Source organism: Erwinia papayae, assembly GCF_058241465.1.
In genome coordinates this window covers 561,635-575,832 of record NZ_JBZCHT010000013.1, presented here as the reverse complement: position 1 = coordinate 575,832, position 14,198 = coordinate 561,635, and the positions used below count along the sequence as shown (strand labels likewise).

Genomic DNA, 14,198 nt, shown 5'->3' with positions numbered 1-14,198 from the left:
TATGAAAGGTAATGAGCATCATGCTCTGGGGAGAGTTCGGCAGGATCGGCGGCGGCTGGCAAAAGAGAGAAGTGGGGGGTATTGAGAGAGGCTGAGAACAGGAAATGCCTGCCTTTTCATGTTGGCGGCGGTCGTTGTCTTAGGGCTCCGTTTGGGAAACGGAAAATATTGTACGTTAAGATTGTTTTTTGTACTGCCTGATATCAACAGGTCGTAAAGGACGATATTTCCCTTCAGCCAGCTTCTTATTGCTTCGCCAGATATAGTCTCCTGTCAGATTAATGTGTTCCCAGCCCAGTGGAGACAGGTGTGACAGCAATTGATTGTTGAGTGGTAGCCCCTTCTTTTTCAATTGGTTAATGGCGTTTTCTATATACACGGTATTCCACAATGTGATCGCGGCTGTGATCAGTGTAAGGCCACTGGCGCGGTAACTCTGGTTTTCCAGACCACGATCCCTAATTTCGCCCAGACGATGCATGAAGACGGCTCTGGCAAGGGCATTGCGGGCTTCTCCTTTGTTCAGACCGGCCTGAACCCTGCGACGCAGTGCAGGATCGCGGAACCAGTCCAGCATAAACAGTGTTCGTTCCATACGGCCGATTTCCCTCAGCGCTTTAGCAAGCCCATTCTGCTTCGGATAGCTGGCCAGCTTTTTCAGCATCAGAGACGCGGTCACCGTTCCCTGCTTTATTGAGGTCGCCAGCCTCAGAATTTCATTCCAGTGGGTTTCTATATCCCTGATATTCAGTGGAGTTGTGGAAATAATTGACTGTAGAGCCGGATATTTATTAGTCTTCCTCTGAATAAACAACCGCTTGTCATGAAGATCCCGGATCCTTGGTGCAAAAGCGAACCCCAGCAGATGCATCAGCGCAAAAACATGCTCCGTGAAACCTGCCGTATCGGTGTAATGCTCCGTGATTTCAAGATCACTTTCGTGATACAGCAGGCCATCAAGTACGTGGGTGGAGTCACGAACACGGCTGATGACTTTGGTGTAAAACGGGCTGTACTGGTCAGAAATGTGCGTATAAAACTGTATCCCCGGTTCCTGACCGTACTTCAGGTTGACCTGACCCGCATAGCGGCCATGGCTGCCAACCCGAAAATTTTGGCCGTCAGAAGATGAGGTTGAACCGTCTCCCCATAATGCCGCCAGCGGACGCGACTTCTGGGCATTGACCAGTTCAGCCAGTGCAGCAGAGTACGTTTCATCACGGATATACCATGCCTGCATGTTTTCCAGCGAAGATCGCGTGGTTCCCGGACAGGATTCGGCCATTTTGGTCAGCCCAAGATTGATGCCGTCCGCCAGGATGGTGGTAAGCAGCAAACGGTCATCCTGCGGGCGGGTAAGCGGGTTCTTAAGATGAGTAAAATGTCGCGTAAAGGCTGTCCATCGCTCAACTTCATCCAGTATTTCTGTAATTTTTGGGTGCGGCAACATGCTGTAAATCAGGTCGGCCAGTGGTGATATTGTGGAAGGAACGCTGTTATCCAGCGGGGTGATCTTCAGACCTTTATCTGAAATATCCACATTGGGAAGATCTCCGGTAACAGCCATTGCGTTAACTTCCTCCAGGCGGGAGGCCAGCAGCGTCAGCCTTGCCTTTAGGTAAGTTTCGCAATTTGTTTCGGCAGGAATATTTAACTGATTATTATTTAATAACTTTTCGAAATCGTTTCCTGGCATAAGATAGTCATCGAAGTTTTTGTAGCGCCGGGAACCCCGGACCCAGATATCACCGGCACGCAGCGCCCCCTTCAGTTCGTTCATTGCACAAATTTCATAGTATTGCCGGTCAATACCCGAGGGGGTGATCACCATCTTTTTCCAGCTCTCCGGAATGAAATCCAGCGGTGCAGATGAAGGAACCTTTCTTAGCTGCTTACGGTACATCTCACGAATAGTATCAAGGGCATAATTAAGCGGTAAGGCGGCCGGAGTGGCCCTCAGTTGCAGGGCCGATAACAACCGGGAGGAATATTTGCGCAGCGTGCTGAATTTTTCGATAATAAGATGAAGCGGTTCGAAATTATCCTTGCGTGCAAGGATCCGGGTTTCCTCCAGGCTGGCGGCAAAATCTTCCCACGGTAATATCTGTTCAACAGCAGACAGAGGGTCTTCGCCTGCGCTGCGGGCATCCAGGATCGCCTGTCCGACGGAAACATACTGTCGTAATTTTTGCTGTATGAGCTTACCCGTTTTCTGAAGGCGTTCGGCCTGCTGGCGTTTTGCCCGGCTGAACATACTGCCCAGTATACGTTCATGCAGTTCTATAATTTCATCAATGATTGTGGCTCTGGCCTCAGTCAGTACACAGACCATCGTTGCGTATCGACGAGCAGAGGCAAAATCAGCTAAATCCCGGCTGCTCATTTTGCGGCCTTCCCGCGCGAGTTTCAGCAACCGGTTCTGGTGAACGGTTCTCTCCACGCCTTCCGGTAGCGCCAGTGTTTCAATGGCGTTAAGGCGGTCTAGATGTTGCAGGACATTCTTTCCATTGATCTTCCCCGGAGGCTGAAGCAACCACGTCAAACGAGAAATTTGTTTTTCGGCGGTCACCAGTAGCGCATCAAGGGCTGATTTATGCGTAACGCTAAGGTGCTCATTCAGTGTGGTATAAACCGCTTTATCACCCAGCGTCATCGCTTCAGCACAGGTGCGTTCCACAACATCAATACCGGGAACAATAATTCGCCGCTGATGCAGGTACTTCAGTAGTTCCTCTGCGATAAGTATGCCCCGATCAGTCCTGGTAGACAGAGGAAGCAGATGCTGGATGCATTCTTTCTGAAGCGCACCATTGAAAGCCTTTAGTTCCAGATACCGGTAAAGTTCCCCCAGGTGCTCACGCCGGGTGGTATCACGACCGGAAACATATTCCTGCCAGAGTTCTGCTGAAAGTTTAAGTCGGGTGCCGATGACTCTGAGCAATTCTGCCGATGGGGACGATTTTTTATCCGGAGCAAACCCGATATTTTTCAGATAGCAAAGAAGAACGGCAAAACCAAAACGGCTGGCGGGTTTACGGTGAGCATTAATAAGTGCCAGATCCTGCTCACTGAAATACGCCATTCGGGTTAGCGTTAACTCGTCGTCTGGTAATGCCAGTAATGATTCTCTTTCCGACAGCGAAAGAATCTGCCTCCGTGCCATATAGTTTTCCTTGTAAATTATTCAGTGTGTTATTTTTAACAAAAGTGGTTATCGCACAAGGGTACACCCTGACGCCAGACCTAAAACGTGACGCCACACGATGAATGACATAACCTATATGCGATAGAATAAATGAAATAATCTAAATGCGATAACGTGGTGAAAAAATGTTCATCAGAGCTTATTTAAGGGCATCGACGGAAGATCAGTTTGCTGACAGGGCAAAAGGGATGCTGGAGCAGTTTGTTCAGGAGCGTGGACATAAAATAGCCAGTTACTACCGGGAAAACATCAGCGGTACAAAACTTGACCGCCCGGAGTTGGGACGCTTACTGATGGAAAGTCACCACAATGATATTTTGCTGGTCGAGCAGATTGACCGCCTGACCCGCCTGAGCAACAGCGACTGGATGACGCTTAAAAAGCAGATAGAGCAACACGAGCTGCGGATTGTCAGCCTGGATGTCCCCACCTCATGGCAGGCCCTGTCAGATAAAGATCCTTCACAGGCTGACCCGATCACCCGTGCGGTAATAACCGCGATCAATAACATGCTTATCGACCTGATGGCAGCAATGTCTCATAAGGACTGGCTCAGCCGCCGCCTCCGACAAAAGCAGGGGATTGAACGGGCACATACGCTGGGGAGATACCGGGGTAAGCAGGCCGACCAGGAACGGCATCAGAAAGTCCTGTACTACCGGCAGATCAAGAAACTGAGCATTCGTGAAACGGCAGATGCAACGGGCTACAGTGCTTCACAGATTTGCCGGATACAAGCGCTTTATAAAGATAATGAATCTTCCTAAAAATTTTGAATTACGTTGTTTATTTGCGGTTATGGCCTGATAACTAGGCCCTATAAACACATTTAGTCACTGGTGTCCTGATGAAGTCCGCTGTGTGCCAGAAGCGGACGTTGAAATAAGAACCGGCTGGCAAACTCACAGGGCATTACATTATGCTTGAGCTGCTTTATAACGTGCTTCGAGCTTATCCAGGAAGCCAAAAAGCACCTGATTCATTTCACTATAATCGTAACCCCTGAGTTCTTCAGGCGTGTTAACGAAGCGGTATTCTGCAGCACGGCTCAGGTCCTTCTCAGAATGTACGATCAACTGTTCAACGACATCCAGCGTTAGCTCCATATGGCACTGGAAACCAAAGACGCGATCCGAGTATGAAACGATCTGGTGAGGACTCCCTCGCTGTAAGCGATGATTTTTGCTTCCGGCGTTAGACCTGGCATGTCGTTATGCCAGTGCCCGACTTCGAGCGTCTTCGCAAAGTGAGAGAACATCTCGTCACTGCTGCCGTCTTCAGTCAGCGTGATCGGAAATTTACCAATCTCTTTTTCAGGGCTGTGTGCGAACGGCGCGCCCAGCGCTTCACCGATCAACTGTGAGCCGAGGCAGATGCCGATAACAGCCTTACCGGTTTTAACAGCGGAAGCAATCAGCGCCTGTTCACCTTTAGAATCGAAGTACATGCACTCTTCCAGTGTAGTGGCTGGATCCTGCGGACCGCCCATAACGATTAGGAAATCGATGCCCTCAGCGTCCACAGGCAATGTATCACCTGCGTATACGCGTGAGTAAGTCACATCATGGCCGTGATTTCTGGCCCACGTTTCATAGGCGCCTGGGGCTTCAAAACTTTCATGTACGATAAAGTGTACCCGCATTAGAATATGCTCCTGTAATACCAGTGATAATCTTCATTTAAATAACTCACCCATCCAATAGGGCCATAGTCCGGGTAGTTCCAGTTTCAATATCATAATTGCAGGGGCTAAATCTGAAATGCCATGTAGTATAGATAAAGCGCCAAGACATGATGAAGCAACGGGCTGGTCAAGCACAGCGATAAGCTACCAGCGTGGAGAGACAGATCCTCCCCATTATCATGTTGAGGGGCAACTGCTGTTTGCTACCAGGGGGGTTATGCTGGTTGAAACAGAGAATGACCGCTGGGTAATACCTCCTCAGCGTGCATTATGGCTACCGCCTCTTCAGATCCATAGTTACCACCTGCTTTCACATACGGACCTACGGGCTATCTATTTCAGCAGAAGCCTTATCGCTGAATGTACGAACTTTGAGAAGAGTAACCAGGTGCATGTAATTACGGCTACGGCACTGGTCAAAGAGCTGATAGCAGGGCTATTCAGTGAGGACTACAACAGACCGAGCCAACGGAAAATGGCTCTGTTGCTTCTAGAAATTCTCAGCGAGGCTCCCCCATTAGCTGCGGAGCTTCCAATGCCGCATGATGAGCGATTATTCTCTGCGGCCAGAGAACTATTATTCAATCATCGTTGGGAAGCATCGCTGGGCGATCTGGCCTTTATCGCCGCCATGTCTGAACGTACATTTTCGCGATTGTTTATTAAGGATACTGGCTTTAGTTTTAGAACATGGAAGCAGAGAGCCAGGATTTGCGCTTCGTTAGATCTTCTCGCGAATGACATCCCCATCAAACAGGTCGCTTACCAGCTTGGTTTTTCATGCCCGGCTGCATTTACAGCTGCTTTTCGTTCCATTCTGTATTCAACGCCGCGCGATTTTTTGCCTTAGTCTATGGGTTTATGTCCGCTCTTAGCTCAAAGCTGCCTGTCAACATGATCGATCGCCCTTACTGCGGCCTGGAAGTACAAAAAATGGCCTTAACGTACAATAATTTTCGATATCCAAACTGACCCCTCTTACTGACAGAGAGCCGTTAAGAGACACCCTGTCTCATTTGGGAGACAGTTAATATTATGATTTTAAAGGTTTTTAATTGTCTGTCTGTAGCCTGTCGCCATACTGCGACAGATCCCGTCCCCGTCTGACAACAGAAAACATTGCCTCCCACGGACAGTGTGCGGGCTGATTTAAATAAAATCATATTAATCAGTTAATTATAGTTATTTTTACGAGTTTATTTTCTGGTGGCACAGTTAATGCAATAACAACTTCGTAGATGCTCATTCCACCTCTTATGTTTTCGCAAGCTTCATAAACCTGGGAATGATGCAGAGGCGTTTACGATACCTGTTGTCCAGCCACCACTATCGTCGCAAGATCTTAATGGTAAAGGGCACTACGTTGAGTCAGGTATCAGTCAAATTGTCTTACCGACCTGAACTTTATACCTGCCGGACTGGCAGGTTTTTTTTTGCCGCCACGGTAGCATTCAGGCAATAAAAAGCCGGGCATTTAACCCGGCTGATGGTGACCATGAACTGAATTCAGGGATTATTTTTCAGCGTCAGTAACAGTCCGTCACGGCGCATTTCTGCGGCTTCCTCTGGCTTTTGCTGACGATCCAGCGAATCTGCCAGCCAGGCGTAGTCGAAAGCATCGGGACGCTGCTTCAGCGCTTCCCTGAAGGCCTCGCTGGCCCGCTGCCATTCGCCGTGTTTCATCAGCAACTGCCCCAGCGTGCTGTAAAGCAGCGGCGTGGCACCGTGCTGTTTGATTTGCTGATTCAGCGCTTTCTCCAGCTGTTCCGGATTACCGGTTTTCAGGCGTGGCATCAGCAGGACCAGACGATCGTCATAATTGCGCTTCAGACCAGCGAGGATAATTTCCTGCGCCGTTTCATGATCGTCACAGACAATAAGATGATCTGCCATGGCAACCTGCAACGCCGTGTCATGGCGAGTTTTGCGGCTCTGATTTTGCCACCAGCGCTTCAGCCCCTCGCTCCCCTGTTCGGCCATAGCCTGGTTCATCAGGCCCAGCCAGGCTTCCTGTTGCAGCGTCGCTCGGTGAGCCTCATCAAAGATCTGCACCTTATTCATTGCTGGCAGGATATCCAGCAGGGAACTCCATGCGCCGGTGCGCACATAAGCCTGTTCGGCCAACCGCAGAACTTCAGGGTGGCGCGGCGCAATTTCCAACAGGCGATCAATGCCGTGTCGGGCCGCATGGTCTTCATTGCGGGCCAGTTGAATGCGTACTCGGGTGATCTCAACCGGTAGCTGATCGTCACCCGCCAGCTCAGCCGCTCTCTCCAGGTGCTGATTGGCGCGAATCTCATCCCCGCGTTGCTGGGCAGCTTCACTTGCCAGCAGGTAGTTAACCACCGGCTGTTCGGCGTGATCGGCATTTTTTGACAGCAGTTTTTCAACCTGACGATGATCGCCCTCGGCCAGTTTCATCAATGCAGCGTTGGTCTGCTTGCGGGCGCGATTGCGTTTTCTGCCCAGAAACCAGCCGCGTGTCCGGGCACCGGTGCGGAACAAACGGCGCAACACCCACTCAATCAGCAGGATGACCAGAAGGGCGAGGATCAGAATAATGGCAAGCCCGGTGACGCTGGTTTCAATATTCCAGTTACTGGTCTGGATCAGGACATAGCCCTGATGACCGGCCAGTATCGGACCCAGCACTATCCCAGCCATCAGTAATAAAAAGAGTATCAGGACCTTAAGCATGCTTATTCTCCCTGCTGCTGTTGTCCGGCACCAGGCTGGGCCAGCAGGTTGCGCACGCGCGTTTGCATCAGTTTATCCAGCATTGGCTGGCTTTGCAGCGCATCAGGCACGTCCATCGAGATGCTTTGCTGGCTCAGCTCGTCAAGCTGGCTGAGATAAGCTTTGGTGGCCGGATCGTGCGTATCAAACCATGCCCGGACCCAGGCGGACACGGTATCGATAGACTGTTTGTAGATCTCATCCTGATGACGCGGAACCGCCTGGGCAGCAACCAGCAGCCTTGAGCGGATATTTTCACGCAGGTAGATTTCCTGATTTGGTGCCAACAGCGGCTCGGCCGTGGTGTCGCGGCGACGGATGGTAATAAAGTCATCCATAAAGTTGTGCCAGCTCTTTACCAGATTCTGTCGCCATTCGCTCAGGGATGAAGAGAGCTCCCCGCTGTCAGAATCCATTGGAGAGTCGCTGTTGTCACTGTCCGCCAGGCGCAGGTTATCCACGCCATTAGATAGCTGATTCAGCTTGAGAATAACGCCGTCATAATCGACCTGACTGATGGCTGAGAGTGAGCTGATGTCATTGGTCAGCGCCCGACGTACCTCTATCAGGCTCGGGTCGTTCATCTCTGCCAGGCTGTTGTCAGCACTTTTCAACAGGGCGGCCGCCGTGGTTACATCCTGGTCGCTCCACAGCTTACGTCCAGCCAGTTTCACCAGATAATCGGCCTGCGCCAGCATCCAGGTATGGGCATCGTTACCGGAGATGGTGGCAACCTTTTCTTTTAACTGGTCAAGCTGCTGGCTCATCGCGGCCTGCTGCTGACGGGCGGTGTCTAATGCGCCGGTTTGCGTGGTCAGCTGTTGTTGCAGAGTCTGTCTGCTGCTGGCCGATTGCTGCTGAAGTTCGGAAAGTTGATTAGCCAGCGTCTGATTTGCCGCAGCCAGCTGTTCTGTCTGATGCTTACCGTTAATATAAAGTCCAACGCCTGAAGCCAGTGCGATGGCAATAGCCAGAACGGCCAGTGCTGTCGCAGTATTGCGCGACTGGCGCTGAGGCTTTGGCGCTGAGATCTCTCCCGTTGAGGCAGTCTCATCAACCATGGCAGAGGAATCTTTTTGTTCCGTCATTGTGGCATATCCCATATTTAAGTTTATTGTAACGCCCGCAGCAAAGCGTCGTTATCGGCCCCATCGGCCACCCTGATATCACTCCAGCCCCGTTCCCTGGCGCGGGTGGCCAGACGTTCACTGACGACAATCACCCGGCAGTGAAGAAGCCATTCCTCACGATCAATATTGGGGAACAACAAAAAGAGCTGTTCCAGCATTTCCCCGCTGGTTACCACCAGGGTGGTAATGCCCCGGTCCCGCCAGCGGCGTCCTTCCGTTGCGCCATCATAATGCTTTGCACTACGTTGATAGCATTCAACAAACTGTACATCAGCCCCGCGCTGTTGCAAGGTTTCCGCCAGAAGTTCACGTCCACCATTACCACGCAGAATTAGCGCCCGCTTACCGGCAACCTTTTGCAATGCGGGTAATTGTATCAGCACTTCGCTGGTTTCACGTTCCTCAGGCCAGACGACCTCCCGCCCGCTGGCGGTGTGAAAGGCCAGGCCGGTTGCGCGTCCTATAGCATAATAGTTCAGGTTAACGGGCCATATCGTCCCGGTCTTTGCCAGAGCGGGTTGCGCATAGTGGATGGCCTGCTGCGAGACAATGAATACCAGGTCATCCTTTTGCAGTGCGTTGAGCTGAGCGGCTAAATTTTCCAGCCCGCGTCCTGGCGTAAATTCTATCAGTGGCATTGACCAGGCAACCTTTCCCGCCAGGCGTAATCGATCCACCAGTTGTTCAGCAGCCGGAGCGGGGCGGGTTACGAGGATGCTCATTCCGGAGGGTTCCCCTGATAGACTTCGGCCAGAATTTCGCGGCCACCGTTATCAAGTAACTCCTCTGCCAGTGAAATGCCCATCTTCTCGGCATCTTCACGTGGGCCACGGCGTTCACCACAGATCATCGCTTTGCCATCCGGCGAGCCGATAAGCCCGCGCAGCCACAGCTGATTATCCTGAAGCACGGCGAAGCTGCCGATTGGCACCTGGCAGCCGCCTTCAAGGCGGGTGTTCATCGCCCGTTCGGCTTTCACCCTTACTGCGGTATCGTCATCGTTCAGCGCCGCAAGCAGGGCGATAGTCGGACTGTCATTAAGACGGCATTCGATTCCCACCGCGCCCTGGCCTACTGCGGGCAATGATTCTTCAGCGGGCATGGCATGACGAATACGTTCGGACAATCCCAGACGTTTCAACCCGGCGACGGCCAGAATGATCGCGTCGTAGTCACCCGCGTCGAGTTTACCGAGCCGGGTGCCAACGTTGCCACGCAGAGAGCGAATTATCAGGTCGGGACGTCGTGCGCTGAGTTGGCACTGGCGACGCAGGCTGGAGGTGCCGACGACGGCACCCTGTGGCAGGGCATCGACAGAGTCGTAATGGTTGGAAACGAAGGCATCAAGCGGGTCTTCACGTTCACAGATTGTTACCAGCCCCAGTCCTTCAGGAAAGGCAATCGGCACGTCCTTCATCGAATGCACGGCAATATCGGCGCGATCGGACAGCAGCGCCTGTTCAAGTTCCTTAACAAACAACCCCTTGCCGCCCACTTTTGCCAGAGGGGTATCAAGGATGACATCACCTTTGGTGATCATCGGCACCAGTTCCACCCGAAGCCCCGGATGACAGGCCATCAGACGTTGTTGAACATAATGTGCCTGCCATAATGCAAGCGGGCTTTGCCTGGTGGCAATTCTTAAGATTTTGTCTAACATGCTTGTTACCGTTTTTATCGTTCAATCATTATCCTAACATCGACAGGTGAAGGCTGTCAGTTTCCACAGGCAGGACCGGCTTAAAGAGAGGGATTGCCGCTCTGACCCGTCAGATTGATTTCAAAACGTGCTAAACTGTGGTAACGCAACTTTCTTTACGGTCAATCTGCCAGATGTTAGATTGATCACGTTTCCGGCATTAATCTGCACGACTACTTCTAAACCAAGCGGTGGATTCGGGAAACACGGTTTTTGTAAGCACTGGGACAATCAGGCGAGACGTCTTGTACCTCTATATAGAGACACTGAAACAGAGACTGGATGCCATCAACCAACTGCGTGTCGATCGCGCTCTTGCTGCCATGGGACCTGCGTTTCAACAGGTTTACAGTCTGCTGCCAACCTTATTGCATTATCATCATCCGCTGATGCCGGGTTACCTTGAGGGTAACGTTCCACATGGCATCAGCTTTTACACGCCTGATGAAAACCAGACGGCCTGGCTGGATGATTTAGAAAGCAAATCGGCGTCGACCCCCATCCTTCCTCCACAGAGTGAAATGCCCATAACCGGCGTCTACTCTATGGGCAGCACCTCCTCTGTCGGGCAAAACAACATATCAGACCTGGATATCTGGGTCTGCCATCAGTCATGGCTGGACAACGAAGAACGCCTCTGTCTGCAACAAAAATGCACGCTGTTACAGAAATGGTGTGCAGCGATGGGGGTCGAAGTCAGCTTCTTTCTGATTGATGAAAATCGCTTCCGCCACAATGAAAGCGGCAGCCTCGGCGGCGAAGATTGCGGTTCGACCCAGCATATACTGTTGCTGGATGAGTTCTACCGTACCGCCGTTCGCCTGGCGGGCAAGCGCATCCTGTGGAATATGGTGCCTGACGAGGAAGAAGAGCACTACGACGACTATGTGATGTCGCTGTACCAGAAAGGGGTGCTGACGCCGAACGAGTGGCTGGATCTCGGCGGTCTGGATACGCTCTCTGCCGAAGAGTATTTCGGTGCCAGCCTGTGGCAGCTGTACAAGAGTATCGACTCGCCCTACAAGGCCGTGCTGAAAACGCTGTTGCTGGAAGCCTACTCATGGGAGTACCCGTCAACACGGTTGCTGGCAATGGATATCAAACAGCGTCTGCATGATGGCGAAATTGTCTGCTATGGTCTTGATCCCTATTGCATGATGCTGGAAAGGGTGACGCGGTATCTTACCAGCATTGATGATTTTGCCCGCCTCGATCTCGTCCGGCGCTGTTTCTATCTGAAAGTGTGTGAGAAATTGTCAGAGCAGAGTGGCGAATCCGGCTGGCGTCGTGAGATCCTCGGTCAGCTGGTAAGTGAGTGGGGCTGGAGCGCGGAGCGTATCGCCATTCTCGACAGTCGCGCTGACTGGAAAATTGAGCGTGTCCGCGAAGCACACAATGAACTGCTCGATGCGATGATGCAGAGTTATCGCAACCTGATCCGCTTTGCCCGCCGTAACAATCTCAGCGTCAGCGCCAGCCCACAGGATATCGGGGTGTTGACCCGTAAACTTTATGCTGTTTTCGAAGCGCTGCCGGGTAAGGTTACGCTATTTAATCCACAGATTTCGCCCGATCTTTCTGAACCGCATCTGACCTTTATTCATGTGCCGCATGGTCGTGCTAATCGTGCAGGTTGGTATTTGTATAATCAGTCGCCGGATATGCAGTCAATTATCAGCCATCAACCGCTGGAATATAATCGCTATCTCAACAAACTGGTGGCCTGGGCGTGGTTTAACGGCTTGTTGACCAGCAAAACCCGTCTGCATATTAAAGGTAATGAGCTGTGCGATCTGGCGCGTTTGCAGGAGCTGGTGGCAGACGTGTCGCACCATTTTCCGCTGCGCATTCCGGCACCATCGGCAAAAGCACTCTACAGTCCCTGTGAAATCCGTCACCTGGCGATTATCGTCAATCTGGAACACGATCCTACGGCGGCCTTTCGCAATCAGGTGGTGCATTTTGACTTCCGCAAGCTGGATGTCTTCAGCTTCGGGCAGCAGCAGCAGTGCCTGATCGGCAGTATCGATCTGCTCTATCGCAATTCCTGGAATGAAGTGCGTACTCTGCATTTCAGCGGTGAGCAGGCAATGATCGAAGGGCTGAAAACCATTCTCGGCAAAATGCATCAGGATGCAGCGCCGCCAGATGCGGTTGAGGTGTTTTGCTACAGCCAGCATCTGCGTGGTCTGATCCGTACCCGCGTGCAGCAGCTGGTGTCAGAATGCATTGAGCTACGTCTCTCCAGCACCCGCCAGGAGCCAGGCCGGTTTAAAGCGGTACGCGTGGCGGGCCAGACCTGGGGACTGTTCTTTGAGCGGCTCAGTGTCTCGGTGCAAAAGCTGGAAAATGCGGTCGAATTCTATGGCGCAATCTCAAATAACAAGCTGCACGGATTATCAATCAAGGTGGAAACCGACCACGCGAAGTTGCCCGTGGTGGTTAATGGTCACGCCAGCGAAGGGATCATCCAGTTTTTCTTCGAGGATACGCAGGACGACCACGGCTTTAATATCTACATACTTGATGAAAGCAATCGAGTGGAGGTTTACCACCATTGTGAAGGAAGCAAAGAAGAGCTGGTGCGTGATGTCAGCCGTTTTTACTCTTCTTCACACGATCGTTTTACCTACGGCTCCAGCTTTATCAACTTTAATCTGCCTCAGTTCTACCAGATTGTGCAGACGGATGGACGTTTCCAGGTGATTCCTTTCCGCAGTCAGACGCTGGCGCAACTCCGCACCACCCTGTCAGATAACGATCCCGGCGCGAATTACGATCAGCGCTTCCAGATGCATTGACCGCGACAGCCGTAGCGTTCCTCCTCTCTGGCTCTGCTTCACCGGCGTATGAAGACCGCCTTAACGCTGCCAGATGGCGTCGCATTTTTTTGCAAACAGCGTTGACGCCAGTCACATTTCCTCCGCGCCGTAATGGCAAACCGTGCTGTGCTGACCAGAATAATGGGGTTGAGTCCAGTCTGACAGGGAGCATGCATGTTCTTTTTTCATAAAGATTCCCCGGTAAAGCGAGTGGGTGAAGGGGTAAGCAGACGTGTGCTGGCCCACGGCGGCAAGATGATGTGTGTCGAGGTGAGGTTCGAGCAGGGGGCTATCGGGCCGAAGCATTCCCATCCGCATGAACAACTGACCTATGTCCGTAGCGGCACTTTTATTTTCACCGTCGGCGACGAGCAGTATCAGGTTCGGGCCGGGGATACGGTCTATAACAAGCCGGGCATCGTGCACGGTTGTGTTTGTCTGGAAAGTGGTGTGCTGGTGGATATGTTCACCCCGCATCGTCATGACCTTCTTTAAGCCCGTCTGAACACCGCCAGGGTGAAACCGCCTCTACTGAACAATGCAGTCAGGCGAGGCGGTGCGATGCAAACGAGGCTTTCCTGAAACGCTGCGGGCCATCAGCGCAGGGTATTTCTTTCTTCGTAAATCGATCGCCTTTTCCTGTTGCTTTTAACACTTCACCTGCGATGATAGTCAACCATACGGGCATCAATAACGAGCAGAATGAGCATGAACAAAATGATTTGCCGGATGGCGATGGTGCTGGCTGTGAGCAGCCTGGCAGGATGTGGACTGAAAGGGCCGTTATATTTCCCGCCGCCGGAGCAACCTCAGAAACAGACGCCTGCTGCCAGCAAACCGACAACCAGCAAAGGGCAACAGCAGTCTACGGTCACCGCCACAGGTTCGGATCAACAAGCGGCTCAGTAACGATGATGCAGCC

10 protein-coding genes and 1 pseudogene are annotated in these 14,198 nt (G+C 51.9%); 5 read left to right on the top strand and 6 right to left on the bottom strand.

Annotated features, from left to right (window positions below; translation table 11 throughout):
- Window positions 1-175: 175 nt before the first annotated feature.
- The gene (locus tag AC3RPL_RS18865; RefSeq protein ID WP_490741140.1) at window positions 176-3,163 is read right to left on the bottom strand and encodes a Tn3 family transposase; all 2,988 of its coding nucleotides are present in this window, start codon (window positions 3,161-3,163) and stop codon (window positions 176-178) included.
- Between the two features lie 167 nt (window positions 3,164-3,330).
- Here AC3RPL_RS18865 and AC3RPL_RS18860 point away from each other — a divergent pair, with 167 nt between their 5' ends.
- Window positions 3,331-3,972, top strand: a complete 642-nt coding sequence (locus tag AC3RPL_RS18860; protein ID WP_490741139.1) for a recombinase family protein — start codon at window positions 3,331-3,333, stop codon at window positions 3,970-3,972.
- 150 nt (window positions 3,973-4,122) lie between these two features.
- On the opposite strand, the pseudogene AC3RPL_RS18855 reads toward AC3RPL_RS18860, so the two are convergent.
- Window positions 4,123-4,847, bottom strand: a pseudogene (locus AC3RPL_RS18855) (type 1 glutamine amidotransferase).
- A 118-nt stretch (window positions 4,848-4,965) separates the two neighbouring features.
- Here AC3RPL_RS18855 and AC3RPL_RS18850 point away from each other — a divergent pair.
- Window positions 4,966-5,739, top strand: a complete 774-nt coding sequence (locus AC3RPL_RS18850) for an AraC family transcriptional regulator (RefSeq protein WP_490741138.1) — start codon at window positions 4,966-4,968, stop codon at window positions 5,737-5,739.
- A gap of 656 nt (window positions 5,740-6,395) precedes the next feature.
- On the opposite strand, the gene hemY is transcribed toward AC3RPL_RS18850, so the two are convergent.
- The 4 genes from hemY to hemC are packed head-to-tail and all read right to left on the bottom strand — an operon-like array spanning window position 6,396 to window position 10,415.
- Window positions 6,396-7,586, bottom strand: a complete 1,191-nt coding sequence (gene hemY, locus AC3RPL_RS18845) for a protoheme IX biogenesis protein HemY (protein WP_034938898.1) — start codon at window positions 7,584-7,586, stop codon at window positions 6,396-6,398.
- Window positions 7,587-7,588: 2 nt separating this feature from the next.
- Window positions 7,589-8,713, bottom strand: coding sequence for a uroporphyrinogen-III C-methyltransferase (gene hemX, locus AC3RPL_RS18840; RefSeq protein ID WP_490741137.1), 1,125 nt, complete (start codon window positions 8,711-8,713; stop codon window positions 7,589-7,591).
- A 23-nt stretch (window positions 8,714-8,736) separates the two neighbouring features.
- Entirely contained in the window at window positions 8,737-9,477 is a 741-nt protein-coding gene (hemD, locus tag AC3RPL_RS18835; protein WP_034938894.1) for a uroporphyrinogen-III synthase, read from the bottom strand.
- Window positions 9,474-10,415, bottom strand: coding sequence for a hydroxymethylbilane synthase (gene hemC / locus AC3RPL_RS18830; RefSeq protein WP_490741136.1), 942 nt, complete (start codon window positions 10,413-10,415; stop codon window positions 9,474-9,476). The genes hemD and hemC overlap by 4 nt, the downstream gene beginning before the upstream one ends.
- 284 nt (window positions 10,416-10,699) lie before the next feature.
- Between hemC and AC3RPL_RS18825 the strand changes: the two genes are divergently transcribed.
- The 3 genes from AC3RPL_RS18825 (at window position 10,700) to lptM (ending at window position 14,185) form a co-directional block, all read left to right on the top strand.
- Window positions 10,700-13,255, top strand: coding sequence for a class I adenylate cyclase (locus AC3RPL_RS18825; RefSeq protein ID WP_490741135.1), 2,556 nt, complete (start codon window positions 10,700-10,702; stop codon window positions 13,253-13,255).
- 195 nt (window positions 13,256-13,450) lie between these two features.
- Window positions 13,451-13,771, top strand: coding sequence for a cupin domain-containing protein (locus AC3RPL_RS18820; RefSeq protein WP_034938886.1), 321 nt, complete (start codon window positions 13,451-13,453; stop codon window positions 13,769-13,771).
- 213 nt (window positions 13,772-13,984) lie between these two features.
- The gene (gene lptM, locus AC3RPL_RS18815; protein WP_490741134.1) at window positions 13,985-14,185 is read left to right on the top strand and encodes an LPS translocon maturation chaperone LptM; all 201 of its coding nucleotides are present in this window, start codon (window positions 13,985-13,987) and stop codon (window positions 14,183-14,185) included.
- Window positions 14,186-14,198 lie beyond the last annotated feature (13 nt).